Source organism: Onishia taeanensis (assembly GCF_013349955.1).
Classification (GTDB): domain Bacteria; phylum Pseudomonadota; class Gammaproteobacteria; order Pseudomonadales; family Halomonadaceae; genus Onishia; species Onishia taeanensis_B.
In genome coordinates this window covers 41,131-67,382 of the sequence record NZ_JABVXC010000015.1, presented here as the reverse complement: position 1 = coordinate 67,382, position 26,252 = coordinate 41,131, and the positions used below count along the sequence as shown (strand labels likewise).

At 63.2% G+C, this 26,252-nt stretch carries 22 protein-coding genes; 12 read left to right on the top strand and 10 right to left on the bottom strand.

Annotated elements, in window-relative coordinates; all coding sequences use genetic code 11:
• Nucleotides 1–156: 156 nt before the first annotated feature.
• The 3 genes from clpA to HUS66_RS15510 all read right to left on the bottom strand — a co-directional run bounded on the left by clpA (nt 157) and on the right by HUS66_RS15510 (nt 5,481).
• Entirely contained in the window at nt 157–2,439 is a 2,283-nt protein-coding gene (gene clpA, locus HUS66_RS15520) for an ATP-dependent Clp protease ATP-binding subunit ClpA (RefSeq protein WP_175072106.1), read from the bottom strand.
• Between the two features lie 156 nt (nt 2,440–2,595).
• On the bottom strand, nt 2,596–2,997 hold the full coding sequence (clpS, locus tag HUS66_RS15515) for an ATP-dependent Clp protease adapter ClpS (protein ID WP_175072105.1): 402 nt from the start codon (nt 2,995–2,997) through the stop codon (nt 2,596–2,598).
• Nucleotides 2,998–3,246: 249 nt separating this feature from the next.
• Entirely contained in the window at nt 3,247–5,481 is a 2,235-nt protein-coding gene (locus HUS66_RS15510; RefSeq protein ID WP_175072104.1) for an NADP-dependent isocitrate dehydrogenase, read from the bottom strand.
• A gap of 284 nt (nt 5,482–5,765) precedes the next feature.
• Between HUS66_RS15510 and HUS66_RS15505 the strand changes: the two genes are divergently transcribed.
• From HUS66_RS15505 to HUS66_RS15460, 10 genes are all read left to right on the top strand, one after another.
• A complete protein-coding gene (locus HUS66_RS15505; protein WP_175072103.1) occupies nt 5,766–6,491 on the top strand; it encodes a pseudouridine synthase in 726 nt (241 codons plus the stop codon).
• Nucleotides 6,488–6,937, top strand: coding sequence for an NUDIX hydrolase (locus HUS66_RS15500; protein WP_175072102.1), 450 nt, complete (start codon nt 6,488–6,490; stop codon nt 6,935–6,937). The genes HUS66_RS15505 and HUS66_RS15500 overlap by 4 nt, the downstream gene beginning before the upstream one ends.
• A gap of 167 nt (nt 6,938–7,104) precedes the next feature.
• Nucleotides 7,105–8,277 (top strand): tRNA 2-thiouridine(34) synthase MnmA, encoded by a 1,173-nt coding sequence (gene mnmA, locus HUS66_RS15495; RefSeq protein ID WP_175072101.1) that lies wholly within the window; start codon nt 7,105–7,107, stop codon nt 8,275–8,277.
• Complete coding sequence (hflD, locus tag HUS66_RS15490; protein WP_175072100.1) at nt 8,274–8,909, top strand: high frequency lysogenization protein HflD; 636 nt, start codon at nt 8,274–8,276, stop codon at nt 8,907–8,909. The genes mnmA and hflD overlap by 4 nt, the downstream gene beginning before the upstream one ends.
• Before the next feature lie 74 nt (nt 8,910–8,983).
• Nucleotides 8,984–10,351 carry an adenylosuccinate lyase gene (gene purB / locus HUS66_RS15485; RefSeq protein WP_175072099.1) on the top strand — a complete coding sequence of 456 codons (1,368 nt, stop codon included), beginning with the start codon at nt 8,984–8,986 and terminating at the stop codon, nt 10,349–10,351.
• A gap of 109 nt (nt 10,352–10,460) precedes the next feature.
• Nucleotides 10,461–11,660: a cupin domain-containing protein gene (locus HUS66_RS15480; RefSeq protein ID WP_175072098.1), complete on the top strand. Its 1,200-nt coding sequence runs from the start codon at nt 10,461–10,463 to the stop codon at nt 11,658–11,660.
• On the top strand, nt 11,657–12,097 hold the full coding sequence (locus HUS66_RS15475) for a GNAT family N-acetyltransferase (RefSeq protein WP_175072097.1): 441 nt from the start codon (nt 11,657–11,659) through the stop codon (nt 12,095–12,097). The genes HUS66_RS15480 and HUS66_RS15475 overlap by 4 nt, the downstream gene beginning before the upstream one ends.
• 340 nt (nt 12,098–12,437) lie before the next feature.
• Nucleotides 12,438–14,036 carry an isocitrate lyase gene (locus HUS66_RS15470; protein ID WP_175072096.1) on the top strand — a complete coding sequence of 533 codons (1,599 nt, stop codon included), beginning with the start codon at nt 12,438–12,440 and terminating at the stop codon, nt 14,034–14,036.
• Between the two features lie 418 nt (nt 14,037–14,454).
• Complete coding sequence (locus HUS66_RS15465) at nt 14,455–14,673, top strand: hypothetical protein (RefSeq protein ID WP_092526160.1); 219 nt, start codon at nt 14,455–14,457, stop codon at nt 14,671–14,673.
• Between the two features lie 338 nt (nt 14,674–15,011).
• Nucleotides 15,012–15,494, top strand: a complete 483-nt coding sequence (locus HUS66_RS15460) for a glycine zipper 2TM domain-containing protein (protein WP_175072095.1) — start codon at nt 15,012–15,014, stop codon at nt 15,492–15,494.
• A 231-nt stretch (nt 15,495–15,725) separates the two neighbouring features.
• On the opposite strand, the gene HUS66_RS15455 is transcribed toward HUS66_RS15460, so the two are convergent.
• The gene (locus HUS66_RS15455; protein ID WP_175072094.1) at nt 15,726–16,010 is read right to left on the bottom strand and encodes a hypothetical protein; all 285 of its coding nucleotides are present in this window, start codon (nt 16,008–16,010) and stop codon (nt 15,726–15,728) included.
• Between the two features lie 217 nt (nt 16,011–16,227).
• Here HUS66_RS15455 and slyD point away from each other — a divergent pair, with 217 nt between their 5' ends.
• Nucleotides 16,228–16,710 carry a peptidylprolyl isomerase gene (slyD, locus tag HUS66_RS15450; RefSeq protein ID WP_175072093.1) on the top strand — a complete coding sequence of 161 codons (483 nt, stop codon included), beginning with the start codon at nt 16,228–16,230 and terminating at the stop codon, nt 16,708–16,710.
• Nucleotides 16,711–16,875: 165 nt separating this feature from the next.
• Here slyD and HUS66_RS15445 read toward each other — a convergent pair whose 3' ends face one another.
• From HUS66_RS15445 to HUS66_RS15435, 3 genes are read right to left on the bottom strand one after another with little or no spacing between them, the layout of a single operon-like run.
• Nucleotides 16,876–17,571 (bottom strand): DUF3047 domain-containing protein, encoded by a 696-nt coding sequence (locus HUS66_RS15445; RefSeq protein WP_175072092.1) that lies wholly within the window; start codon nt 17,569–17,571, stop codon nt 16,876–16,878.
• Complete coding sequence (locus HUS66_RS15440; RefSeq protein ID WP_175072091.1) at nt 17,568–18,194, bottom strand: CDP-alcohol phosphatidyltransferase family protein; 627 nt, start codon at nt 18,192–18,194, stop codon at nt 17,568–17,570. The genes HUS66_RS15445 and HUS66_RS15440 overlap by 4 nt, the downstream gene beginning before the upstream one ends.
• The gene (locus HUS66_RS15435) at nt 18,172–20,427 is read right to left on the bottom strand and encodes an FAD-dependent oxidoreductase (protein ID WP_175072090.1); all 2,256 of its coding nucleotides are present in this window, start codon (nt 20,425–20,427) and stop codon (nt 18,172–18,174) included. The genes HUS66_RS15440 and HUS66_RS15435 overlap by 23 nt, the downstream gene beginning before the upstream one ends.
• A gap of 291 nt (nt 20,428–20,718) precedes the next feature.
• Here HUS66_RS15435 and msrA point away from each other — a divergent pair, with 291 nt between their 5' ends.
• Nucleotides 20,719–21,387 carry a peptide-methionine (S)-S-oxide reductase MsrA gene (msrA, locus tag HUS66_RS15430; protein ID WP_175072089.1) on the top strand — a complete coding sequence of 223 codons (669 nt, stop codon included), beginning with the start codon at nt 20,719–20,721 and terminating at the stop codon, nt 21,385–21,387.
• A 7-nt stretch (nt 21,388–21,394) separates the two neighbouring features.
• Here msrA and HUS66_RS15425 read toward each other — a convergent pair whose 3' ends face one another.
• The 3 genes from HUS66_RS15425 to HUS66_RS15415 form a co-directional block, all read right to left on the bottom strand.
• Entirely contained in the window at nt 21,395–22,567 is a 1,173-nt protein-coding gene (locus tag HUS66_RS15425; protein ID WP_175072088.1) for an MFS transporter, read from the bottom strand.
• 56 nt (nt 22,568–22,623) lie between these two features.
• On the bottom strand, nt 22,624–23,232 hold the full coding sequence (locus HUS66_RS15420) for a C40 family peptidase (RefSeq protein ID WP_175072086.1): 609 nt from the start codon (nt 23,230–23,232) through the stop codon (nt 22,624–22,626).
• A gap of 237 nt (nt 23,233–23,469) precedes the next feature.
• On the bottom strand, nt 23,470–25,947 hold the full coding sequence (locus HUS66_RS15415) for a YbeU/YbeR family protein (protein WP_175072085.1): 2,478 nt from the start codon (nt 25,945–25,947) through the stop codon (nt 23,470–23,472).
• Nucleotides 25,948–26,252 lie beyond the last annotated feature (305 nt).

Below are 26,252 nucleotides of genomic sequence, written 5' to 3'. Positions count from 1 at the left end.
TCCATTGGTTGCCACGTCATATGTTGCCGGATCTATAGCTCCGTTATAAGTCCGTGACAGCCAAAGCCCGTGTCAGTCGAAAAAGCCTCAGACAATGGCTCAAGCTATCGCTTGAACCATTGCCTTGCGCCTACCTCGAACCACCAGGGCTCTTGATCAGGGCTCCGCCAGCTCTTCCTCGGTGGCGAGATGCAACTCATTGCTAGCCTCGTCAAGCGTGACGTGTACGACCCCACCTTGGTCGGCCAGGTTGCCAAACAGAATCATCTCGGCCAGCGGTTTCTTGAGTTTCTCCTGAATCAGGCGAGCCATAGGCCGCGCCCCCATCTCCGGATCATAGCCACGCTCGGCTAACCAAGCACGGGCATCCTCGTCCACGTCGAGCTGAACCCGCTTCTCGTCGAGCTGTGCCTGGAGTTCGACCAGGAACTTGTCAACCACGTTGCGCACCACTTCGGCGGGCAGCGAGCTGAACGGGATGATGCCATCCAGACGGTTACGGAACTCCGGCGAGAAGGTCTTGCGGATCACCTCCATGCCATCAGTCGAATGATCCTGCGGGTTGAAGCCGATGGAGCGACGCGAGATCTGCTCGGCCCCGGCGTTCGAGGTCATGATCAGCACCACATGACGGAAATCCGCCTCACGGCCGTTATTGTCAGTCAGGCGACCGTGGTCCATGACCTGCAGCAGCAGGTTGAAGACATCCGGGTGCGCCTTCTCGATCTCGTCGAGCAGTAGCACGCAGTGGGGCTGTTTGGTCACCGCCTCAGTCAGCAGGCCACCCTGGTCGTAGCCGACATATCCCGGCGGTGCACCGATCAAGCGCGATACGGTGTGGCGCTCCATGTACTCGGACATGTCGAAACGCACCAGTTCCACCCCCATCAGCGAGGACAGCTGCCGGGCCACCTCGGTCTTGCCGACCCCGGTGGGACCACTGAACAAGAAGCTGCCCACCGGCTTGTCCGGCGACTTGAGACCGGCACGCGACAACTTGATGGCCGCCGCCAGGCCGGTGATCGCCTCGTCCTGACCGAACACCAGCATCTTGAGGTCACGCTCGAGATTTTCGAGCAGCTTGCGATCAGAGTTCGAGACGCTCTTCGGCGGAATCCGAGCGATGGAGGCCACTACCGCCTCGACCTGATCGACGTCGATGGTGTCGACCCGCACCTCCGGCGGCAGCAGCCGCTGATGGGCGCCGGCCTCATCGATCACGTCGATGGCCTTGTCCGGGAGATGGCGATCGTTGATGTAACGATCGGCCAGCCTCGAAGCACTCTCAAGCGCCCCATCGGTGTACTTGAGCTTGTGATGCTCTTCGAAGCGGCCACGCAGCCCCTTGAGAATGCGGATAGTGTCTTCGACCGATGGTGCCGGCACATCGACCTTCTGGAAGCGCCGAGCCAGGGCCCGATCCTTCTCGAAGATACCGCGGAACTCCTGGAAGGTGGTCGAGCCGATACAGCGCAGCTCGCCAGAGGAGAGCAGCGGCTTGAGCAGGTTGGACGCGTCCATGACGCCGCCGGATGCCGCACCGGCACCGATCACGGTATGAATCTCGTCAATGAAGAGAATGGAGTTGGGCTGCTTCTTGAGTTCAGCCAGCAGGCTCTTCAGGCGCTTCTCGAAATCGCCACGGTACTTGGTGCCGGCAAGCAAAGCGCCCATATCCAGCGAATAGACCACGGCATCGGCGATCACGTCGGGCACGTCTTCCTCGACGATGCGCTTGGCAAGCCCTTCGGCGATGGCCGTCTTGCCGACCCCGGCTTCCCCCACCAGCAGCGGGTTGTTCTTGCGCCGCCGGGCGAGAATCTGCACCACACGCTCGAGCTCATGATCACGACCGATCAGCGGATCGATCTTACCCAGGCGTGCCTGCTCGTTGAGGTTGGTGGCATACCCGGTCAGCGGATGCGTATTGCCATCGCTGACACCCTCTTCGGCCTCTTCGGCATCGTGAGACGGCGAAGACGACGGCGACTGACCGTGCCCGGACACCTTGGAAATGCCGTGGGCGATATAGTTGACGGCATCCACCCGTGCCACGTTCTGCTGCTTGAGGAAGTAGACCGCCTGACTTTCCTGCTCGGAGAAGATCGCTACCAGCACATTGGCGCCGGTGACCTCGCTCTTGCCGGAGGACTGTACATGAAAAACGGCCCGTTGCAGCACGCGCTGGAAGCCCAGAGTCGGCTGAGTCTCCCGATCATTCTGGTCCTCGGGAATCAGCGGCGTGGTGGAATTGATGAAGTCCTGCAGATCTGAGCGAAGCTTGTCCAGATTGGCACCGCAGGCACGCAGCACATCAGCCGCTGAGGCATTGTCCAACAAGGCCAACAGCAGGTGTTCGACGGTCATGAACTCATGACGCTTGGAACGCGCCACGGTAAAAGCCGTATTCAGCGTGAGTTCGAGTTCTTTGCTCAGCATGGCAGTCCCCTTCTCGCCACCTCGGGCGTCGGCCGGCAATCGCCGGCAATTTCACCATCGGGTACATTCTCGGGATTCGCAAGCTCGAGTTCGAGCCGGTCACGCCGATCCTGCACTGGCTGTCTTCCGCTTGCCTGACAATCAGCTTGCCAGTCGTCAGTCGGCCCTATCGATATCGCACAGCAACGGGTGCTGGCACTCCTTGGCATATTGATTGACTTGATGACTTTTAGTTTCCGCGATGTCGCGGGTAAAAATCCCACAGGTCGCCTTTCCCTGGGTGTGAACCGCCAACATCACTTGCACGGCCTTCTCGCTATCCATATTGAAGAAGGTCTGCAACACCTCGACCACAAACTCCATGGGCGTGAAGTCATCGTTGTGCAACACCACCTTGAACATCGGCGGCGGCGCTAGCTCCGGTTCGGCAGGCTGGACCGTCACATCCTCATCGCCCTCTTCCTGAGGCCCCGATTCCTGAGGCCCAGACGGGCGGGTCATGCCGGCTTCCAGCGCCGCCGTGACATTGCGTTGGTAAGGATCATCTATCTTGAACATAAAAGGCGTTACCCATCCTCTCAAGCCTGTGAGCCTTCAACGCATCAACTATGGTTGGACGCCAAGGCCCGCTGAGGGTTCAGTTATAAGATGCGGCCGTGATGAGCCGCTTGCAAGGGGCGCTGGCCATCGAGGGTTGCCCAACAGGCTCTTTAAGGCTGTTATCAGCGTCCCTAGAACGTAAAGGGCCCTCGCCCGCTGGGCGGACGAGGGCCGGAGGCACATGCGTGCCGAGGATAGCTAAGGGTGTTAGCCCTTGGCCACCAGCGCCAGGGCCGCATTGAGCGTCTCACTGGGGCGCATGGCCTTCTCGGTCAGCTCAATGTTGGGGTGGTAGTAGCCCTGGATGTCCACGGGCTGCCCCTGTACCGCATTGAGCTCTTCGACGATCACCGACTCCTTGGCATGGAATTCATCGGCCAGCTTGCCGAATAGCGACTTGAGCTCGGCATCCTCGTCCTGGGCGGCCAGGGCCTCGGCCCAGTAGACGGCCAGGTAGAAATGGCTGCCGCGGTTGTCGAGTTCACCGACCTTGCGCGACGGCGACTTGTTGCTGTCGAGGAACTTGCCGTTGGCTTCGTCCAGCGCCTTGGCCAGCACCCGCGCGCGAGCGTTGTCGAAGGTCTTGCCCAGGTGCTCGAGGGACGCGGCCAGCGCCAGGAATTCACCCAGGGAATCCCAACGCAGGTGGTTCTCCTCGAGGAGCTGCTGCACGTGCTTGGGCGCGGAACCACCGGCACCGGTCTCGAACAGGCCACCGCCGTTCATCAGCGGCACGATGGAGAGCATCTTGGCGCTGGTCCCCAGCTCCATGATCGGGAACAGGTCGGTGAGGTAGTCACGCAGCACGTTGCCGGTGACCGAGATGGTGTCCTCGCCGCGACGGATCCGCTCCAGGCTGAACTTCATGGCATCCACCGGAGACATGATGCGGATATCCAGGCCACTGGTGTCGTGATCCTTGAGGTAGGTCTCGACCTTCTTGATCAGCTGTGCATCGTGAGCGCGCTCGCTGTCGAGCCAGAACACCGCCGGCGTCTCACTGTCGCGGGCACGGGTCACGGCCAGCTTGACCCAGTCCTTGATCGGGGCGTCCTTGGTCTGACACATGCGCCAGATATCACCCTGCTCCACGCTGTGCTCGAAGAGCACCTCGCCAGAATCGCTGGTGACGCGCACGGTGCCGTCGGCAGGAATCTGGAAGGTCTTGTCGTGGGAACCGTACTCTTCGGCTTTCTGAGCCATCAGGCCGACATTGGGCACGCTGCCCATGGTGGTCGGATCGAAGGCACCATTGGCCTTGCAGTCGTCGATGGTGGCCTGATAGATGGTGGCATAGCAGCGATCCGGGATCACCGCCTTGGCATCGTGCAGGGCATCGTCGGCGCCCCACATCTTGCCTGAGTCACGAATCATCGCCGGCATGGAAGCATCGATGATCACGTCGCTGGGCACGTGGAGGTTGGTGATGCCCTTGTGGGAATCGACCATTGCCAAGGACGGACGCTCGGCGTAGAGCGCTTCGATATCCGCCTTGATCTCCTCCTGCTTCGCGGTGGGCAGCTTGGTGATGGTCGCATAAAGATCACCGATGCCGTTGGTGACATCGAAGCCGACCTCGTCCAGCGCCTCGGCGTGCTTCTCCAGCACATCGCGGTAAAACTCATTGACCACCATGCCGAACATGATCGGGTCAGAGACCTTCATCATGGTCGCCTTGAGGTGCAGGGAAAACAGCACGCCCTGCTGCTTGGCATCGGCGATCTGCTCGGCGACGAAGGCGGAGAGCGCCTTGCGGCTCATCATGGAGCCATCGATCACCTCGCCGGCCAGTACCGGAGTCTTCTCCTTGAGCACCTTGGTGGTGCCATCCTTGCCGACCAGCTCGATCTTGACCACGTCATCGGCGGCCAGGGTGGCGGACTTTTCGCTGCCGTAGAAGTCACCGTCGCTCATGCAGGCGACGTGAGACTGGGAGTCGGCGGTCCACTTGCCCATGCGGTGCGGGTACTTGCGAACGTAGCTCTTCACCGACTGCGGCGCGCGACGGTCGCTGTTACCTTCACGCAGCACCGGGTTCACGGCGCTGCCCTTGACCCGATCATAGCGCGCCCGGATATCGCGCTCTACGTCGCTGGTGGGTTCATCGGGGTAGTCGGGCAGCTTATAGCCCTGGCCCTGCAGCTCGCGAATGGCCGCCTTCAGCTGCGGCAACGAGGCACTGATATTGGGCAGCTTGATGATATTGGCTTCGGGGGTCTTGGCCAGCTCACCGAGTTCCGCCAAATGATCACCGAGCTTCTGCTCATCGTTCAGGTATTCCGGGAACTGGCAGATGATGCGGCCGGCCAGGGAAATATTCCGCGTCTCAACGCTGATACCGGCGGAGTCGGTGTAGGCATCGATAATCGGCAGCAGGGAAAAAGTAGCCAGGGCCGGCGCTTCATCGGTGAGCGTATAGATAATCTTCGGCGTTTTTGACATGTTGGCGTTGATCTCTCTGGTCAATGCATTGGCATGAAACTGGATCGGTAGCGCGCGATCACGATGTCCGCCTCAGAGGCTCGGTGCGACCCACCCGGCAGGGTGATAAGGCCGGGTATCGCAGGGAACATCGGCGCCCAGCAGGTACTCTTAGCAGGCCCCGAGCGAGTCGAGGGCGCTCCCAGCAAGCCGGGGCATTATACCAGCGTGCCCGGCTCAGCGCATGAGCAATAATAGCCGCAGGCCCCTGCCATCCTGCCCTGCTTGCCGGTAAGCTTGCGCTCATGAGCTCTGTCTATCTCCTTCACAAGCCTTTCCGCATGCTCTCCCAGTTCACCGACCGCGGCGCCGGTGACGCAGAGCAACGCGCGACGCTTGCCGATATCATCAAGGTGCCGAACATCTACCCGGCCGGGCGTCTCGACTACGATTCCGAGGGCCTGATCCTGCTCAGCGATGACGGCGAACTGATTCATCGCATCGCTCACCCCAAACACAAGCAGCCCAAGACCTATTGGGTGCAGGTGGAGGGCGAACCCGACGAGGCGGCACTGGAAGCCCTGCGCAAGGGCGTGACCCTCAATGACGGCCCGACCCGGCCGGCCAAGGTGCGCCGCCTCGACGCGCCGCCGGTCGGCCCGCGCGTCCCGCCGGTACGTGAGCGTCGCCATATCCCCACCCGCTGGCTGGAACTGACCATCAGCGAGGGCCGCAATCGTCAGGTGCGCCGCATGACCGCCGAGGTCGGCTATCCCACCCTGCGCCTGATCCGCGTGGCGATCGGCGCTTGGCGCCTCGACGGCCTGGCCCCCGGCGAATGGCGCAAGCAAACGCTGCATGCGCCCGCCAAGCCGCAGCGCGCCGCCAGCAATGGCAAGGGCGGCAAATCGAAAGCCACCGGGGGCAAGAAATTGGGCAAGCCATTGAGCAAGAGCTTGAACAAGAACGTGGACAAGCACCATAGCAAGACCAAGGGACGCAAGCCCAACACGCCGAGAGGGTCACGATGAGTCGCTGGTCTCCCAGAGTCACGGTAGCCACCGTGATCGAGCGCGCCGGGCGCTTCCTGATGGTCGAAGAAGATCGCGGCGGACCCCATACGGTCTTCAATCAACCCGCCGGCCACCTGGAGCCCGATGAGGGCATTCAGGCCGCCGCCGAACGGGAAGTCCGCGAGGAGACCGCCTGGCATGTGGGCATCACCGACTACCTGGGGCTTTACGTCTATCGCGCGCCGGATGGCATGACCTTCCACAGCCACGGCTTTTCCGGCATGGCGCTGGCACACCTGGGCAATGACCTGGACCGGGACATTCTCGCCATCCACTGGCTGACACTCGATGAGCTGGAGGCCCTGGAACGGGCCGGACGCCTGCGCAGTCCGCTGGTGATGCGGCGCATCCGCGACGTGCAGCGTGGCCGCACCTTCCCGCTGGATGTGATTCAGGAGCGTTGAGCCCGAGCTCGAACAGCTCGCACCCAAACAGCGTCACACCGCCGCCATCTGGGCTCGGCCCTGCACTTCCGGCCTATGAAAGCAGGCTCGAAGCAAGCGGCCACTATCGTGTATAATCCCCGCCCATTTAACGCCATTCCACTCCCACCATGACGTCGAGAGCGCCCATGTCAGTTGCTGCGCCAGTCGCTGCCGGATCATCCGCCGCGCAACCCTCCGCGGCGGGCAAGGTTATCGTCGGCATGTCCGGCGGTGTCGATTCCTCCGTGTCCGCCCTCCTGCTCATGGAGCAGGGCTATCAGGTCGAAGGCCTGTTCATGAAGAACTGGGACGAAGACGACGGCACCGAATACTGTACCGCCAAGGAAGACCTGGCGGATGCCCAGGCGGTCTGCGACAAGCTCGGCATCAAGCTGCACACTGCCAATTTCGCCGCCGAATACTGGGACAACGTCTTCGAACATTTCCTGGCTGAGTACCAGGCCGGGCGCACGCCGAACCCGGACATCCTGTGTAACCGCGAAATCAAGTTCAAGGTGTTCCTCGAGTATGCCGAGATGCTCGGCGCCGAGAAGATCGCCACCGGCCACTATGTTCGTGAAGGACTGGTCCGCGGTCATGTCGACGGCGACGAACGCCCGCGCCTGCTCAAGGGCCTCGACACCAACAAGGACCAGAGCTACTTCCTGCATGCCGTACCGGAAGCGGCCATCGCCCGCACCCTTTTCCCGGTGGGCGAACTCGAGAAACCCGAGGTGCGCGCCATCGCCGAGCGCCATGACCTGGTCACCGCGCGCAAGAAGGACTCTACCGGCATCTGCTTCATCGGCGAGCGGCGCTTCTCTGACTTCCTGCGCCAGTACCTGCCGGCCCAGCCCGGGGCCATCGAAACCCCAGAGGGCGAGGTGATCGGCGAGCATATCGGGCTGATGTACTACACCTTGGGCCAGCGCCAGGGCCTGGGCATCGGCGGCCTGCAGAACCACCCCGATGCGCCCTGGTACGTGGCCCACAAGGACCTTGAGCGCAACGTGCTGATCGCCGTTCAGGGCAAGCATCATGAGCTGCTCTACAGCGACGTGCTGATTACCGAGCCGATGGACTGGGTCGCCGGCGAGGCGCCGGCAAGCGAAGGCCGCTTCATGGCCAAGACCCGCTATCGTCAGGAGGACGTCGCCTGCCAGATGCGCACCCGCGAGGATGGCGGCGTCGAGGTGGTCTTCGATGAGCCGCAGCGCGCCGTGACACCGGGCCAATCGCTGGTGCTCTACGACGGCGAGATCTGCCTCGGCGGCGGCGTCATCCTCAACACCTGGCACGGCAAGGAGCGTCGCTCATGACCACCCCGATTCATCGCGCCCCGGATTCCCCCGTCGGCCGCCAGGTACTGGCGCTGGCCGGTGTCTTCCAGGCCGCCGTGGTAGTCGACGAACTGGCCCGCACCGGCCAGGTCGACGAACGCGCCTGGCAGACACTGATTCGCGCCACGGTCGACACCGACCCAGAAAGCTTCGAGGCCATCTACGGCGGCCACCCCAACCACCTGCGCCAGGGCCTCGACACCCTGAGCGCCGTGGTCGGCAAGCAGCAGGCCAACCCGGTGGTGCTACGCTACGGCTTCTCGCTGCTGTTGCTCTCACAGAAGCTGCGCAAGAACCCGCAAATGATGGACACCCTGGGGACTCGGCTGACCCGCGTTCAGGGCCAGGCCAGCCACTTCGGCGACACCCACGAGAACGTGGTGGCGAGCCTCGGCGAGATTTATCAGGACACCATCTCGACCTTCCGCTACCGCATCGTGGTGCAGGGTGAGCCAAGCCTCTTGCAGCAGCGGATGATGCCGGAACGCGTGCGGGCTGCCTTGCTGGCCGGCGTGCGCTTTGCCCTGCTGTGGCATCAGCAGGGCGGTCGACGCTGGAAACTGATCTTCCAGCGCGGCGCCATGCGACGCGCCCTCGACGAGTTCGGCTAGCCCGGACGAGTGCTTATTGCGCCCACGGCCTTGATTAACAGCTTCTTTATTCCACACCGCACTGGATGACTGTCATGCAACTTTCCGCCCTCACCGCCCTTTCCCCCGTTGACGGCCGCTACGGCACCAAGACCGAAGCCCTGCGCGAACACTTCAGCGAGTTCGGCCTGATTCGCGCCCGCGTCACCGTCGAGGTGCGTTGGCTGCAGCGCCTGGCCGCCCATGACGGCATCAAGGAAGTGCCGGCGCTGTCAGCCGACGCCAGTGCCTGGCTCGACGCCATCGTCGCCGATTTCAGCGTCGAGGATGCCCAGCGCATCAAGGACATCGAGCGCACCACCAACCATGACGTCAAGGCGGTGGAGTACTTCCTCAAGGAGAAGGTCGAGGGCAACGCCGAACTCAATGCCGTCACCGAGTTCATCCACTTCGCCTGCACCAGCGAAGACATCAACAACCTGTCCCACGCCCTGATGCTGCGCGGCGGCCTGAAGGATGTGCTGCTGCCGGTGATGCACGAGGTGACCGAGGCCATCGTCGCCCTGGCCCACGAGCATGCCGACCAGCCGATGCTGTCGCGCACCCACGGCCAGACGGCGAGCCCCACGACCCTGGGCAAGGAAATGGCCAACGTCGCCGCGCGCCTGCGCCGTCAGCTCCAGCAGATCGAGGCCGTCGAGCTGTTGGGCAAGATCAATGGCGCGGTGGGCAACTACAACGCTCACCTGGCGACCTACCCGAACGTCGACTGGGCGGCCAATGCCGAGACCTTCGTCGCCGAGCTGGGGCTGACCTTCAACCCCTACACTACCCAGATCGAGCCCCACGACTACATCGCCGAGCTGTTCGACGCGGTGTGCCGCTTCAACACCATCCTGATCGACTTCGATCGCGACGTCTGGGGCTACATCTCGCTGGGCTACTTCAAGCAGCGCACGGTGGCCGGCGAAATCGGCTCATCGACCATGCCGCACAAGGTCAACCCGATCGACTTCGAGAACTCCGAGGGTAACCTGGGGATCGCCAACGCCGTGCTGACGCACCTGGCCCAGAAGCTGCCGATCTCCCGCTGGCAGCGCGACCTGACGGACTCCACCGTGCTGCGCAACCTCGGCACCGGCCTGGCGCAGGGCCTGATCGCCTACCAGGCGTCGCTCAAGGGCATCAGTAAGCTCGAAGCCAACCCGGAACGCCTCGACGCCGACCTGGACAACAGCTGGGAAGTGCTGGCCGAGCCCATCCAGACCGTGATGCGCCGCTACGGCATCGAGAAGCCCTACGAAAAGCTCAAGGAACTGACCCGCGGCAAACGTATCGATCAGGTCGGCTTCGCTACCTTCATCGATACCCTGGAGCTGCCGGCCGAGGTCAAGCGCGAGCTCAAGGCCATGAGCCCGGCCACCTATATCGGCAATGCCGCGGCCCAGGCCAAGGCACTCTAAGCCTGTAAAACCCGACACGGACGGCCCATTATGGGCCTCCACGCACTGCGCCACCGACAGGCGCTGGCTCCGCCAGCGCCTGTTTGCCTTTATCTGAGGACACCACACCATGTCTGCCGACACGCCCTTGCCCATGCTGGGCGGCCTCAGCGCCGCCGACTTCCTCGGCCAGTACTGGCAGCGCAAGCCGCTGCTGATTCGCGGCGCCTTCCCGGATCTCGAAAGCCCGCTGTCCCCCGATGAACTGGCGGGCCTGGCCTGCGAGGAAGGCATCGAGGCACGCCTGGTCGAAGAACACGGCCGCGACAACCAGGGGAGCCCCAAGCCCTGGCAGGTCAGTCATGGCCCCTTTGATGAGGCCACCTTCGCGCGCCTGCCCGAGCGTGACTGGACCCTGCTGGTGCAGGCCGTGGATCACTACGTGCCGGCGGTCGCCGACCTGCTGGAAGCCTTCAGCTTCCTGCCCCGCTGGCGTCTCGACGACATCATGATCAGCTACGCACCGCCGGGTGGCAGCGTTGGTCCCCATGTCGATCAGTACGATGTATTCCTGCTACAGGCCAACGGTCAGCGCCGCTGGCAGCTGGGCGGTGCCGTCGACGAGGATGCCCCAATCATCGACGGCATCGACCTGCGCATTCTCGAGCACTTCGAGGTGATGCCGGACCAGGACTGGGTGCTCGAGCCCGGCGACATGCTCTATCTTCCGCCGGGCCACGCCCATCACGGCGTCAGCCAGTCGGAAGACTGCATGACCCTTTCGGTGGGCTTCCGAGCGCTGTCCGCCGACGAGTCGGTGACCTCCTTCGCCGACTACATGGGCGAGACGCTGCCGACCTCCCTGCGCTACAGCGATGCCGGCATGACGCCACCCACCGACCCCGGCGAGCTCAACGACGAGGCGCTCGAGCGCATGCGTCGGCTGATCCTCGATACCCTCGATGATCCGGCCCAGTTGGCCCAGTGGTTCGGACGGGCGATGACCCAGCCCAAGTATGTCGACCAGCTGGTGCCGCAGGAGGAGCCGACGCCGGTCGATGAGCTTGCCGCCGAGCTCGAAGCCGGGGGGCATCTGGAGCGCACCCTGGGCTCGCGCTTCGCCTGGCGCGCCCTGGACGACACCCAGGCGACCCTGTTCGTCGACGGTGATGGCCTGCCCTGCGAGATGGGCCTGGCCCGGGCCCTGGCCTCGCAGGCGTCCATCGATGCCGAATTGCTCGCCTACCCCGGTGCGGCGTCGCTGCTCGCCGGCCTGCTGGATCGCGGCAGCCTGAGCTGGCCGGCAGACGAGATGGAGGATGGCGCATGAAGCCGCATGCCAGTGAAGTCACCCTCCAGCAGGGCAGTTGGGACGAACTGGGGGCCATCGCCGGCGAGATTCGCCGGCTAGTCTTCATCGAGGAGCAGGCCGTGCCGGTGGAGGAAGAGTGGGACGGCCTCGATCCCGACTGCCTGCATATCCTCGCCTGGCACGGCTCCAAGGCCCTGGGCACCGCCCGCCTGCTGCCCGATGGCCACATCGGGCGCGTCGCCGTGCTGGCCGAGGCCCGCGGTCTGGGTATCGGCGTGGCGCTGATGCAAGCCACCATCGAGGCCGCGCGCTCCCACGGCCATGCACATCTAGAGCTCGCCGCCCAGGCGCATGCCCTCCCCTTCTACGAACGCCTGGGGTTCATTGCCTTCGGTGATGAATTTATCGATGCCGGGATACCGCACCGCAACATGCGCCTTCCGCTAGGCGATTGATTCGCAACCCCTTCTCTTTCCCCCCAGAAACAAGACTACAGGCATGGCCGAAAAAGACCCTGCTTGTAGTCTTACTACAACGCTCCCTACCGCTAAGTAATCATGGTGAAGCCCCGATGCCATGGGCCATAGTCGTTGTCAGGGCGACATTAAAACAGTCGTTTTAGGTGCCGAGATTATCCGGCCTATTACAACCGATTTAATGCCATGTCCCCTTCGACCAAGGCAGCACAGACAAGATCGTCTGCCTGATTAACGCTTGATATATCCTGCAGCGCAGCATGAAACACTCGACGCCGCATGCCGCCGCCAGGTACAACCGACCGATGAGGATGGCTCCATGTCAGCATATCAAGATGCAATCCAGACCCTGACCGCCCTGCGCGAGGCCCAAGGCGGCAAGTGGGACACCATCAACCCCGAGTACGCGGCACGCATGAAGACTCAGAACCGCTTTCGTACCGGGCTGGAGATCGCCCGCTACACCGCCGGCATCATGCGTCGCGACATGGCCGCCTACGACGCCGATACCCGCCAGTACACCCAGTCGCTGGGCTGCTGGCACGGCTTCATCGGGCAGCAGAAGATGCTGGCGGTGAAGCGACACCACGGCACCACCGACAAGCGTTATCTCTACCTGTCTGGCTGGATGGTGGCCGCGTTGCGCTCCGATTTCGGCCCGCTGCCGGATCAGTCGATGCACGAGAAGACCAGCGTGCCGGCACTCATCGAGGAGCTCTACACCTTCCTGCGCCAGGCCGATGCCCGGGAACTTGGCCATCTGTTCAAGGCGCTGGACGAGGCTCGCGCCGAGGGCGATGAAATCGGCGCTCGGGCCGCACAGGACAAGATCGACGGCTTCGAGACCCATATAGTACCGATCATCGCCGACATCGATGCCGGCTTCGGCAACGAGGAGGCCACCTACCTGCTGGCCAAGAAGATGATCGAGGCCGGCGCCTGCTGCATCCAGATCGAGAACCAGGTCTCGGATGCCAAGCAGTGCGGCCACCAGGCCGGCAAGGTGACCGTGCCCCACGAGGACTTCCTCGCCAAGATCAACGCCGTGCGCTACGCCTTCCTGGAACTCGGCGTCGATGAGGGCGTGATCGTCGCTCGCACCGATTCCCTGGGCGCCGGTTTGACCCAGAAGATTCCGGTCTCCCGCGAGCCCGGCGACCTGGCCAGCCAGTACAATCATTTCCTCGAGACCACACCGGTGGCCTCGGCGGACGATGTCGCCGAGGGCGATACCCTGATCAAGCTCGACGGCGAGCTCAGAAAGCCGGTACGCCTGGCCAACGGCCTCTATCAATTCAAGCCGGGCAGCGGCGAGGACCGGGTGGTGCTGGACTGCATCACCTCGCTACAACACGGCGCGGACCTGCTATGGATCGAGACCGAGAAGCCGCATGTCGGCCAGATCGCCGGCATGGTCAACCGCATCCGCAAGGTCTGCCCGGACGCCAAGCTGGTCTACAACAACTCGCCCTCCTTCAACTGGACGCTCAACTTCCGTCAGCAGGTCTTCGACGCCTGGGAGCAGGAAGGCCGAGACGTCAGCGCCTATGATCGCGCCGACTTGATGAACGCGGCCTACGATGACAGCGAGCTTGCCACCCTCGCCGATGACTGGACCCGCAATTTCCAGCGCGATGCCGCCCGCGAGGCAGGTATCTTCCACCACCTGATCACCCTGCCGACCTACCACACCGCCGCCCTGTCCACCGATGACCTGGCGCGGGGCTACTTCGGCGAGGAAGGCATGCTGGCCTACGTGACAGGCGTTCAGCGTCAGGAGATCCGCAAGGGCCTGGCCTGCGTCAAGCACCAGGACATGGCCGGCTCCAACCTCGGCGATGATCACAAGGAGTACTTCTCCGGCGAAGGCGCCCTGAAAGCCGGTGGCAAGGACAACACCATGAACCAGTTCGCCTGATCGACGAACTCGCCGCACCGAGCGAATTATCACCAAGGGGAGGCCATCGGCCTCCCCCTTTTGATGTCTGTTTTCCCATTTCCCGGCTCTCATGAAGGATATCGACAATTTCGCCGACGTTATTGCCATTTTGTAGTCAGGTTACAACACAAGCTGCGGCCAATGAGGCATGGTCGATTCTGCTGTGCTGCACCATAGTCAAATCACAGCGCAAGCCAGTGTCGCTACCCCGACTCAGGATCCCTTGCACTGAGCTACAACGAAGGCGCTCCGATCGATGACCCAGGCGCCTTGAGCGATGGTCTTTCCAAGCGTGTGACCACTTCGCCACTGCAGCGACGGGCACTTACCTGGCCCGGCATGAGTAGCAAACGGACCATAACGCCATCGCCGATGGCCACTGTACGAGGTGTTACACATGAACTGCATCGAACTGACCCACCAAGCCGATCTGATCGCCGACACGTTCAGCAAGCAGGAACTCGCCAAACTGGTGGTCGCACTGAAAGGCAAGCGGGAATCTCTGCAGCACGCCGTCGAAGTCATCGATACCGTTGATAGCCGCGCGGGTTACTCCCTCGACGACGCCTGGGACGAAGTCTTGACCGGTGACATGCCGGTGATCGAAGAGGACTGATTCACCAGCGTCGCAAACCCGAACGAAGCAGCACCTCAGAAACGACGCATCAAGTGACCGACCATGACCCATCCCGCCCGGCGGGATGGGTTTTTCATGTCTCGATAACTGCCCGCAGGGGCGATACTCTGTCAGTACTGCTTTCCGGCACTTCCGTCAGGCACTAATGTTAAGGACTAATGCTAGGGACCAATCTTGGGCACCACGGCCATGCCTTGCGGTCAAAACATAACTGGCCGAGCACCGAGAATGGCGTTAGACTAGTTAAAAAACACCGTTTCCTAACGATGCCAATCACTCTCCGAGTTTCTTAACGTGTAAGCGAAGGAGGATTTACCATGCGCTACCTCAAGTCACACGCCCTGCTTCCTGTACTGGCCGCCGGCCTGCTGGCGCTTGCCGGCTGCGCCAACACTAGCCCCTATTCAGGAGACGTGTACACCGGTAACCAGGCGAAGACGGCTCAGTCGGTCAGCTATGGCACCATCACCGCCTTGCGCCAGGTACAGATTCAGGCCGGCGACCAGAACAGCGGTGCGCTCGGCGGCATCGGCGGCGCCGTCATCGGTGGCCTGCTGGGTAACCAGATCGGCGGCGGCTCAGGCCGGACGCTGGCCACCGCCGCGGGCGCCATCGGCGGCAGCGTGGCCGGCAAGAAGATCGAGGATTCCGCTAACCGGACCACCGCCTGGGAAATGGAGATTCGCCGCGATACCGGTCAAAGTGTGGTCGTGGTGCAGAAAGCCGATCGTGCCTTCCAGGTCGGCCAGCGCGTACGCCTGATCGGCAGCGGCTCTAACCTCAGCGTGGCACCGTACTAATATCGGGAAAACGCCGAGAGGCTGGCAAAGACAGTCGACCCAGCACTTTGCCTGAACTAGCAAGAACATGAGCTGGCACGAAAGAGCCCAGCAGGCCCTTGTCGTACGCACAGGGAACGCACAAGGCCCGCGAGCACGCTCGCGGGCCTTGTCGTTTTTGCTTGGCGGATTTTGAAGCGGAGCCGTCCCTGCAAGCACCATCAGCGGGGGCCGATGATGCTGCACACGGATTCAGTGCAGCTTGACCCGGTTCATGGCCCAACCGATCAGGCTCTTGGCAAGCCACACGATCAGCGCCAGCAGTAGCACGGTGAATACCATGTCGACCGGGCGCACCACGGTGGTCGCGCCCAGCACGGCAATCGCCGGGCACCAGACCCAGCGGTCATCGCCACCGCTGAGCAACAGCGATGGCATCTTGCGCTCGAAGAAGGTTCCCAACGCCCCGCTCCAACTCTTAACGGTCAATAACAGGATCACGGCAAAGGCGATCAGCCAGATCAGCGTCACGGTCATGGACATTCTCTCCAGCGGCATTCGTAGTCGGGTGAAAGGAAGATGAACAGTCGAATTCAGGGTATCCCTGCCTCGGGCGACACGCAACTGCGGCCCTAAGGCTTGAATCAACATCATGATCGCTCCGAACAAGCTGAAAAATCCCCAGACGCCCCTGACAGCCCTTGGGCCATCGCGTTACCATTGTCGCGACATGCACTCACCGAAAGGTCCATCAATGCAAATTGCGCAGAATACCGTAGTCGCGTTCCACTACACCCTGAAAAATGATTCTGGTGAGGTGCTGGACAGCTCCGAAGGTCGCGATCCGCTTACCTATATGCACGGCTCCGGCAACATCATTCCGGGTCTGGAAAAGGAACTGGAAGGTAAGGCGACCGGCGACAAGCTGGAAGTGGCCGTTACCCCCGAAGAAGGTTACGGCGAAATCCAGGAAGGCCTGGTGCAGGAAGTGCCGCGTGATGCCTTCCAGGGCGTCGAAGACGTCCAGCCGGGCATGCAGTTCCAGGCTCAGACTCAGGGCGGCCCGCTGATGGTCACCGTGACTCAGGTCGAAGGCGACACCGTTACCGTCGACGGTAACCACCCGCTGGCCGGTCAGAACCTGAACTTCGACGTCGAAATCGCCGAAGTGCGTGAAGCGAGCGAAGAAGAAGTCGAGCACGGCCACGTGCACGGCGAAGGTGGCGTGGAGCACTAAGCTCGCCCATAGCGCTCAGCAAACGCTGACAAGAAAGGGGCAGTCCATTGGGCTGCCCCTTTTTTTGCCTCTGCCTTTTGCATCTGCCGCATACCATGAGCACGAGCGGTGGATCGGGCGGTCGACTCGCCACCTGCCCGTTATGACTGCACCGGACTAAGAGTATTACTGCCCCGGACAGCGAGGCGGCGCAGAGGCGTCGGAAAACGCCAAGCGAGCATACCAGGCGGTGGCATCGCCCCCTGCATTGTCGCCGTCGGTCATCAAGGCGACGCCGCTCAAGCGCGCCGGGCGCTCACCGAACAAGCGGCTGAAGTCCTCGCGCACATCGCGCACCTCGGCCACCCACTGGCCGACCGGGGCCTCCTTGCCCTCGAGCGCCAGCAGTTGGGCGCGTTCGGTGAAGGCATTCGGCCAAGCGCTACCCGCCACTTGGTTCGATGACCAGACATAGTTCACCGACTGCACCTGGAACGGCAGCCAGCCGGTCTTGCGAGCCACATAGACCCGCGCCGGGTAGTCATCACCGCCCTTGGTGGTTTCCACAAGCCCCGGATAGGTAGACGCAACACGCCAGCACCAGTGCAGATAGGGGGTGCGGTCAAGGTCGATCTCCTGCTCCAGATACTTGGCCGAGGCCTGTCCGCGAGCCTGTGCCCTGAGTACCTGTTCTCCGTCCAACTCCACCAGCCGATAGTCGGTTTCGCCATCGAAGTCACGCATCGGCCAGCCCAGGATATCGCTTGGACTGAAGCTGATCTCGGCCACCTGCAGGGGCTCGGCAAGAGCGCTCAGCCCCAGACCTGCCACCAAGAGCCCGCTCAGCCCCGAGGCCAGCTTGACGCATGGTTGATGCCTCATGCGCTGCGCTCCCTTGCCCTGACCGTATGAAAGCCGCCCCATAGCCGGGTGCCGGTGGTCAGCAGGCAAGCCGCAGCAAAGATCGACGCCAGCACGGCAAAGTGTTCGGGCCACAGGCAGAAAACCACGAAGGCCAGAATGGTTTCGGTGCCCTCGGTGAGGCCATGCAGGTAGTAGAACGCCTTGCTCTCGAAGCTGGGCCTTGCCAGGTCGTGCTTGGCGGCCATGATCGCGAAGGCCAGAAAGGAGCTGCCGGTGCCGACGAAGGCGAACAGCAATAGCGCGGCGGCCAGCGCATTGGCCGGCGGATCCGCCAGGGCGAAGCCCAGTACCACGGCGGCATAGAACAGGAAGTCGAGGCCGATGTCCAGAAAACCACCGGCATCGCTGGCAAGCCCGGTGTGCCGGGCAAGAGCGCCATCCAGGCCATCGCCCAGGCGATTGACGAGAATCGCCGCCAATGCCCAGCCATAGGCTTGCTGCGCCAGCAGTGGCAGTGCCAGCATGCCGACCAGGAAGCTGGTGACCGTCACTTGGTTGGGGGTCACGCCGCGCTCGGCCAGGCCCTTGGCGAGCCTGGCCAGCGGCGGCTTGATCCATTCATTGGTCCAGCGATCTAGCATGCGTTTCGCTCCTCTTAGCCGAACTAGTAGCCGAACTCGTTGCCGTGCGGGTGGCAGTGGCCGACGCATGGGCACTGCGGCGCCGCCAGGCAAAATAGCGCTCGAGCCAGCCCAGCAGACGCTCAGGCTTGTGGGCATTCTTCCATACGCCGGCGCTAGCCTTGGCAGCCTCGGAGAAGGTTGGATAGGGATGGATGGTACCCAGCAGCTTGTTGAGGCCGATGCCGTGGGTCATGGCCAAGGTGTACTCGCCAAGCAGCTCACCGGCGCCGTGGCCGACGATGCTGGCGCCCAAGATACGATCCTTGCCCGGCGCCGTCAGCACCTTGATGAAGCCCTCGGTGTGCTGGTCGGCGATCGCCCGATCGAGCTCTGAGAAGCCGTAGCGGGTCACCTCGACCTCCACGCCTTGTGCGGCTGCCTCACGCTCGTTGAGCCCGACTCTTGCCACCTCGGGATCGCAGAAGGTCACCGCCGGCAGGTTGCGGTAGTCGACGTTGAAGCGTTTGAACTCGCCGAACAGCGCGTTAACCGTGGCGTGCCAGGCCTGATGAGCGCTGGCATGGGTCAACTGGAAAGGACCCGCCACGTCGCCGCAGGCCCAGATGTTCGGATGCAGGCTGCGCAGGGTGCCGTCGACATCGATGGTGCCGTTGGCCCTGGGCAACACACCAAGCCCCTCGAGGCCGAAGCCACTGACGTTGGCCTCCCGGCCCACCGCCACCAGCAGCCGCTCGAAGACCAGGCGCTCGGTCTCGGCACCCTGCGGGCCTTCGCGCTCGATGACCAGCACCCGCCCACCGTCGCCATGGCTCGGGCCAGGTTCGACCCGTACCGCCCGCGCGCCCAGCGCTAGCCGCACGCCCTCAGCCTCGAGTCGCGTTTCGACGAGCTTGGCGATATCGTGATCCTCTCTCGGCAGCAGCTGGGAGCCCATTTCGACCAGTGTCACACGACTGCCGAGCCGGGCGAAGCTCTGGCCCAACTCACAGCCGATCGGCCCGCCGCCCAGTACCACCAGACGTTCGGGCAGCGCCTCGAGCTGCCAAAGGTTGTCGGAGGTCAGCACATCACGCTCTTCCAGGCCCTCGAGCTCAGGCACCCGCGGCCGGGCGCCGGTGGCTACGATTACATGTCGAGTGGTCAGCACTCGATCGCCGACTCGTACCTCCCAGGGCGTCTGTAGCCAGGCATCACCGTGAACCACCTCGACGCCGAGACCGCGATAACGCTCCGGACTGTCATGGGGTTCGATCTCTTCGATGGCGCGATGAACGTGGTCCATCACGGCCGGGAAGTCGACCTCGGGCTCAGCGGCCGACAGGCCGAAGCGCTGGGCCTCGCGCATCTCTTGAGCGAGACGCGCCGAGCGAATCAGCGCCTTCGAGGGCACACAGCCGGTATTCAGGCAGTCACCACCCATCTTGTCGCGCTCGACCAGCGCCACCTTGGCCTTGACCGCCGCGCCGATATAACTCGCCACCAGCCCGGCCGAGCCAGCGCCGATCACCACGATGTCATAGTCGTAGTGCTCGGGCTTGTCATACTGGCGAGCAATGCGGCGACGCTTGGCGATCTCCACGCCCCAGCGGGCCAGCCAGGGAAAGACGCCGATCAGCGCGAAGGAAATCAATAACCCAGGGGACAATATCCCGCCCAGCGACTGGAGAGTTCCCAGCTCGCGTCCCGCATTCACGAAGACGGCGGTGCCCGGCAGCATGCCCAGTTGGCTAACCCAGTAGAAGGTGCGCAGGCGCATCCGGGTCAGCCCCATCACCAGATTGATGACGAAGAACGGGAACAGTGGAATCAGGCGCAGCGTGAACAGGTAGAAGGCCCCCTCCCGCTCGATACCACTATTGATGCTGTCGAGTTGACGAGAAAAGCGCCGCTCCAGAGGCGTACGGGCCAGCGTACGCGCAATCAAAAAGGCTAGGCTCGCGCCGAGCGCACTGGCAAACGAAATGATTACCAGGCCCAGGCCGAGCCCGAACAGCGCCCCACCAAGCACGGTCAACAGCGTGGCCCCTGGAAGTGACAGGGCAGCCATCGCCACGTAGATAGCAAAGAAGCCACCGATCACCGTCAGCGGGTCCTCGGCAAGCCAGGTCTGAAACCGCGCCTGTTCGGCCTTGAGGGCATCCAGGGTCAAGAGGTCATGGGCACCGCTCAAGAAGAAAGCGCCGACCACCAGGGCGATGAGGGCAAGAATGACGAGGCGTTGTCGGTTCAACGGATATACTCCTTAAATGACGGATACGGCTGCGACCCGGGACCGGCCTTACCCATTGAGTCGCATACCTGGATGCTTCCTTACAGGCTCAGTGCAGGGTGTTTCATTCCACGCTGCCCAAGACACACGACAACTGCCTGTCCCCGGGCACTCATCCTGGGCTCTCGAGCCTGGCATCTGGCTGCATCGCTGACGGCGAAGCCCTCGCCGGGAGAACCTTTAGTGCTATGGCAGGGAACCCTGAGCTCAAGTTCCCATCCAACCAACATTGCCAACACATCGGGAGTGATCATGGCGCACAATCCGCATGCTGCGAATCGCTTTGCTTTCCTGGCCACTCATCGCTGGTTCAGGGCCCTGCCACTGGCACTGGCCATTGGCGCCTCGGCAGACGCACTCGCCGCTGATACCAAAGACGCCGTCTTCGCCGGTGGCTGCTTCTGGTGCATGGAAGAGGCCTTCGACAAGGTGCCCGGGGTACTCGAGACCACCTCAGGCTACAGTGGCGACAGCGCCGATACCGCGACCTACTCCCAGGTATCTGCCGGGCGCACCGACCATGCTGAAGTTGTGCAGGTGGAATACGACCCGGACGAGGTCAGTTACGAGCAATTGCTCAACGTATTCTGGCGCAACATCGATCCTTTCGCCGTTGATCGCCAATTCTGCGATGTCGGCACCTCATACCGCAGCGCCATTTTCCCAATGAACGAGCAGCAAAGCGCCCTGGCCAAGGCCAGTCTCGACGAGATGCAGGCCCGCTTCGAGCGCGATATCGCCACCCAGATCGAAGCCTTCAAGGCCTTCTATCCCGCCGAGGACTACCACCAGAACTACTACAAGACCAACAGCCTGAGGTACAACTTCTACAAGTCTGCCTGCGGACGGGTCGACCGCCTCGAGGAGGTCTGGGGCGATGAAGCGGGCACCCAGGGCGCGCTCAGCGCTCAGGCGCAATAATCGATCTTCAGCCCCGCCGCCACAGCCAGGCACTGAGGACGAGCGTCACCAGCAGGACCAGTTCGGCAGCCAGGGTCACGCCTTCCCAGCCGCCGAACTGCCAGAACGGCTCCAGATAAAAGCCCCCGAGGCTCGCCCCCAGATAGTAGAAAACCAGATACAGCGCCGTGGCGGTGCCTCTGGCCCGCTTGGCGTTGCGCCCGACCCAGCCCGACGCCGTCGCATGACACAGAAAGAAGCCGAAGGCGTTGATGGTCAGCCCGACCACGATCACCCCAAGCCCTTCGGCCAGGGTGACAAGGCTTCCCAGCATGAAGATGACGATGCCCGCCATCATGCACAGCGGCGATGCCCAGCGCTGTGACAGCCGCCCCGACCAGGCCGAGCCCAAGGTGCCGCCCAGATAGGTCAAGAACAGCATGCCGAGCCATTGAGACCCCAACCCGAAAGGCGCTTCGCTTAGCCGGAAGGTGATGTAGCTGTACTGGTTGATGAATACCATGAAATTCAGGCCACCAATCAGGCAGGCCACCAACAGTACCGGGGTTTTCAGGTGGCCGCGAATGCTGGCCAGCGCCTCTGCCAGGCGAAAGCGCGATGGCGTGAAATGCCGCGCCGGCGGCAGCAATCGCCAGAACACTGCGACACCTACCAGGCTGATGGTGCCGACCACCAGAAAGCTCAGGGGCCAGCCTCCGGCCTCTCCCGCCCAGCCACCCATCACCCGGCCACCGATCCCACCCAGGCTATTGGCACTGATGTAGAGCCCTACCGCCAGCATCATCGCCTGGGGCTCGAACTCATCGCTCATCCAGGCCACGGCTACCGCCGGCAGACCGGCCAGCACCAGCCCCTGCAACAAACGCAGCCCCAACAACCCTGCAAAGTTGGGCACCAGCGCAATCGCCAGCGAGCAGAGGGCGACCAGCAGCAGACTGACCCGCATGATGGTGCCACGCCCCAGGGCGTCAGAGAGAGTGCCGTAGATCAGCAGCGACGCCGCCAGCGCCAGGGTCGCGCAGGACATGACCAAACTTGCCATCAGCGTCGAAACGCCGAAGGTGTTGCGCAGCTCAGGCAGCAGCGGCTGCGGGGCATAGAGATTGATGAAGACGATGAAGGAGCCCAGGCAAAGCGCCAGGGTGGCCCGCCACCAATCGCGAGTGTGAGCCTGAATCATAGAAGGTCTGTCATGTGGCATCCGAGGGTGGCGGGCCCGCCTGAAGGGGGCCCGATTCAGCCGTTGGTGGCCAGAAGCGCTCGCTGGGCGAGTTGCATCGGCGCCAGCGGGCGGCGCGCCTGCCAGAAGTAACGACGCCAGTAGCTGTTGTCGAGACGGGACAGGGCAACCCCTTGAGACGACGACGCATGGAGGAAGAAACCGTTACCCACGTAGATGCCGGCATGACGGTAGCTGCCCGGCGGACGGAAGAACACCAGGTCACCGGCCTTGAGATTGCCGCGCTCGACGCGCCGCCCCTGATGGACCTGCTGCGAGGTGGTACGGGGCAGCTCGGTCTCGAAGCGCTCACGGAAGATGGTCTGGATCAGCGCCGAGCAGTCGATGCCATGTCGGCTCTGCCCGCCCAGTCGGTAGGGGGTGCCCAGCCAGCGTTCGTGCTCTTCAAGCAAGGCGTCCCGGATCACCTCGCGACTCGGCTGATGCAGCCCCTGATGGTCGAGCAGCGGGTTATCCACCGGTGACATGGGGCCGCGGGAGAGCCCCGGCAGTTGCATGGCGAAATAACCCGGCGGCACCTCGGAAGCCGGCGACGGCGACGTCGTACAGCCCGCAAGTCCGGCTAGCAGCGCCAAAAGCACTGTCGTGACGACAATCCGCGACATCGCGCTGACCTCCTCCCTGTGGTCCGGACGTCGCCGCGGCGACTCCGAGTTAAAAGGCTGACGTGCTCAGGCATCTTGCAGGGCAAGAGCAAGCAAAGCGTGCATGATAGCGACAGACGCTGGGCATGACGAGCCTTTATGGCCCGACCCACGGCGAGCAGCCCCTCTCCAACGACCCAAGACAGTGCCTGCTCACCCCTGAGCCCCGGCCCTTAGACCCAGCCCTGAGACCCAGCCCTAATGAAGGGTGCGCGCATCTCCCGGCAGCGTGTCGATATGCATCGGCGCCCAATGACGCGGGCGGGCACCGGGGAAATCCAGGCTCGCCCAGGGGCCGGCCAGCGGCGGTGCGCCGGTCAGCCAGCCCACCAGCGCCTCACGAAAGCTCGACAGGAACGCCTTGCGTTCATCGGTCTCACCCATGAAGAACGAAAAGCCGGCATAAAGTCCCCGAGCGTAGGCCTGCCAGCCAGGGTAATGCGTCGCGGCCAGCGTTGACGCCCGATCGAGGGCGGCGCTGAACTCCGCCTCGCTCAGCCACGCGAGCTGGCGTCCGGCGATAGCCAGATCCACGGCCTGGGCGATGTCCCAGGCGGCCATATCGAAGGTATTGCAGCCGGCATCGTTATCTCGCACTCGCTTCAGGCGCAGCAGATGATTGCGCTCATCCTCGCTGCAGTCATCGCTCTCGAGAATCGCGATTTCTGCCTTGAGCCGAGCGGCATTGAGGGTATAAGGCGCATAGTTGATCTGATATTCCTGACGATCGCCGACCGAGAGCAGGTAATCGAGAAACTCCCTGAGTGCCTCGCTGTCCTGCAGGCCGTAATGGCCGTCTATCCACTCCCGTATGGCTTCCACCTCACGGTCGCTTTCCGGCAGTGGTTCACTCCAGGCACCACCGTTGAGCGGTCCGACCAGGGCCAGGGCGGTAAAGCGAGGCAGGCTGAGCCTCGGGCCGGGTTCCTGCCAACTGGCCCCCGCCCGCCAGTCGAGCCAGTGAAAGGGGCTGCCGGGGTCGTCCCGGTGCCAACGAATCTCGTGGGCCAGAGAGACCGGGGTGGTCTGGTCGAGCGGCGCCTCGGGCAGCGCAGTCTCCCAGCAGGCCCAGGCGTTGAGCAGCCGGCGGGCATCCGGGTAGAAGTGGCACAGCACCCCGCGCAGCGACTCCGCCAGCCGTGACAGGCCCTCGGCCTCGAACTCTTCGCTGTCGCCGGCCATCTGCAGGTAGAAAGCGTACTTCTCCGCCATATGGACGGTAGCCGAAAAACGGCTGCAGCCCCTCAGCGCATCGCGCTGGGCAAGTCCTTCCGCGACGGGCTGACCAAAGGGCGTAGTCAGACTCGGCAGAGCGCCATGATCCGCGTCGGCGGCCAATTGATTGAGGTGATGCGCCTGGGCCGGCAGCCAGTAGCGGGCAAGCCCGGCCACGCCGTCATCGGGGTAGAGGCCGAGCACCTCCTGAAGATAGTGGCACGCCTCCTTGCGCACGGCCTCCGACAATGCCGGCGCCGGTCCCTGGCGCAGCAGCAGCTCAGGCTCGCGCACCGACGCCAACGCCAGCACCCAATGACGCGCATCGGCGCGCCAGGCTCGCATCGTCAGGCGAGATGCCTCCAGGCAGCCTTGGTCCTGCAGAGTCTTGAGCGGCTCCCGCCAGGGGCTTGCCGGCGACTGCAGAAGCAACCCCCAGTCCCGGTTGAGCTCGCCTACTCTGTCACGCCCATCGAAGAGGCTGCGCCCGCGCTGATAGGCCGTCACCATCGCGACCCAGTCGCTGTAGCGGCGCGTGATCAAATCCAGGGCATGGTGAGCAAAGGCCTGTGCCTCGGCCTGGTCGAGCCAGCCAAGCGCCAGGCCGCTATAGGCCAGGTCGACCAGCCGCAGCCAATCCCAGGCCGCCCATTCCAGGGTTTCGCCGCGCTCGAGAAAGCCCAGCAAGACCTTGCCGGAGGCCGCCGCGTCGCCCTTCTGCCCGGCAAGCCAAGCCTCACGTTGCCCGCGGGAGGCCTCGAGCAGCCGGGTGGCATCCAGGTCCCAGGCATAGCGATCACCCTGCCCGGCCAGCCACAGCAAGAGGCGCACCAGACCATCACGGTCACTGACCTGCCATTCATCGGCGAGAAAGGCACGGGCCTGAGGGGCATCCAGGGCCTCATCGGCATCGGTCACCAGCAGGGGTGCAAAGGCGGCACGCAGTCGCCAGGCCTGGTCTCCAGCAGACGACGGCCACAGCGGCGCCTGACGACGTCGCCTGACGGTCTCTACAAGTAGTTCCCAGGTAATGCCGGCGCCTTCGTGCTCCAGAGACGATAGGGCCGTACAGGCCTCCAGGAAACCATCGTCACCGCGCTCCCAACCCAGCGCACTGCGTGCCTGACGCAGCACGGCCAACCAATCCTCGAGACTGTTGCAGTGCGCGCAGATGTCGGCGGAGATGCGGGCTACCCAGGCATGCGCCTGCTCGACGGGCAGCCAGCCGGCTGCCGTCGCCAGGGCAAGCAGCTCCAGGCTTTCCAGGTGGCCCAGCGGGTTCACGCTGCCGGGCGAAAAGGACTCGATCAGCCGCCAGCCCAGCTCGCCGCGATCCGTGACCTCCATCTCGGCCAGCCGCTGGACCGCCAGGTCCGGCTCCACAGCCGTCGGGTCGGGCGAAAAGGCCCAGTCGCACAGCACCAGTTGTTGAGCCCACCAGGCACTCAGGGGATCGACCAAGACTCACCTCACCACGCACTGCTTGTCATCAAGACAACCATAGGAATTTTTGGCGCCTAGTTTAGCGGAAACTGGGGGATTCGCCGATGCCTAGCTTACAGGGACAGGGCGCGCATCGGCAGGAAAGAGGCCAAGAGCGCCCATGCGCTTGATCCGTAAAGACGTTAACCCAGCCCCAGGGACCGGCTTAAAAGGGCCTTGACGAAGCAATTCGATAAGGCTTGGCGGATTGTTTTAAATAATGCACACTCGTTGAATATGATGACAATACCCCCTGGAGGCCTGTCGACGATGTCGTCCGATCT

What these genes read in the sequence shown, in the direction of transcription:
- HUS66_RS15420 (WP_175072086.1), bottom strand. Translation starts at nt 23,232, where the DNA reads ATGTCGCGGATTGTCGTCACGACAGTGCTTTTGGCGCTGCTAGCCGGA.
- HUS66_RS15505 (WP_175072103.1), top strand. Translation starts at nt 5,766, where the DNA reads ATGAGCTCTGTCTATCTCCTTCACAAGCCTTTCCGCATGCTCTCCCAG.
- msrA (WP_175072089.1), top strand. Translation starts at nt 20,719, where the DNA reads ATGGCGCACAATCCGCATGCTGCGAATCGCTTTGCTTTCCTGGCCACT.
- slyD (WP_175072093.1), top strand. Translation starts at nt 16,228, where the DNA reads ATGCAAATTGCGCAGAATACCGTAGTCGCGTTCCACTACACCCTGAAA.
- HUS66_RS15500 (WP_175072102.1), top strand. Translation starts at nt 6,488, where the DNA reads ATGAGTCGCTGGTCTCCCAGAGTCACGGTAGCCACCGTGATCGAGCGC.
- HUS66_RS15445 (WP_175072092.1), bottom strand. Translation starts at nt 17,571, where the DNA reads ATGAGGCATCAACCATGCGTCAAGCTGGCCTCGGGGCTGAGCGGGCTC.
- HUS66_RS15470 (WP_175072096.1), top strand. Translation starts at nt 12,438, where the DNA reads ATGTCAGCATATCAAGATGCAATCCAGACCCTGACCGCCCTGCGCGAG.
- HUS66_RS15425 (WP_175072088.1), bottom strand. Translation starts at nt 22,567, where the DNA reads ATGATTCAGGCTCACACTCGCGATTGGTGGCGGGCCACCCTGGCGCTT.
- purB (WP_175072099.1), top strand. Translation starts at nt 8,984, where the DNA reads ATGCAACTTTCCGCCCTCACCGCCCTTTCCCCCGTTGACGGCCGCTAC.
- HUS66_RS15480 (WP_175072098.1), top strand. Translation starts at nt 10,461, where the DNA reads ATGTCTGCCGACACGCCCTTGCCCATGCTGGGCGGCCTCAGCGCCGCC.
- clpS (WP_175072105.1), bottom strand. Translation starts at nt 2,997, where the DNA reads ATGTTCAAGATAGATGATCCTTACCAACGCAATGTCACGGCGGCGCTG.
- HUS66_RS15465 (WP_092526160.1), top strand. Translation starts at nt 14,455, where the DNA reads ATGAACTGCATCGAACTGACCCACCAAGCCGATCTGATCGCCGACACG.
- HUS66_RS15455 (WP_175072094.1), bottom strand. Translation starts at nt 16,010, where the DNA reads ATGACCGTGACGCTGATCTGGCTGATCGCCTTTGCCGTGATCCTGTTA.
- clpA (WP_175072106.1), bottom strand. Translation starts at nt 2,439, where the DNA reads ATGCTGAGCAAAGAACTCGAACTCACGCTGAATACGGCTTTTACCGTG.
- HUS66_RS15510 (WP_175072104.1), bottom strand. Translation starts at nt 5,481, where the DNA reads ATGTCAAAAACGCCGAAGATTATCTATACGCTCACCGATGAAGCGCCG.
- HUS66_RS15460 (WP_175072095.1), top strand. Translation starts at nt 15,012, where the DNA reads ATGCGCTACCTCAAGTCACACGCCCTGCTTCCTGTACTGGCCGCCGGC.
- hflD (WP_175072100.1), top strand. Translation starts at nt 8,274, where the DNA reads ATGACCACCCCGATTCATCGCGCCCCGGATTCCCCCGTCGGCCGCCAG.
- HUS66_RS15440 (WP_175072091.1), bottom strand. Translation starts at nt 18,194, where the DNA reads ATGCTAGATCGCTGGACCAATGAATGGATCAAGCCGCCGCTGGCCAGG.
- mnmA (WP_175072101.1), top strand. Translation starts at nt 7,105, where the DNA reads ATGTCAGTTGCTGCGCCAGTCGCTGCCGGATCATCCGCCGCGCAACCC.
- HUS66_RS15475 (WP_175072097.1), top strand. Translation starts at nt 11,657, where the DNA reads ATGAAGCCGCATGCCAGTGAAGTCACCCTCCAGCAGGGCAGTTGGGAC.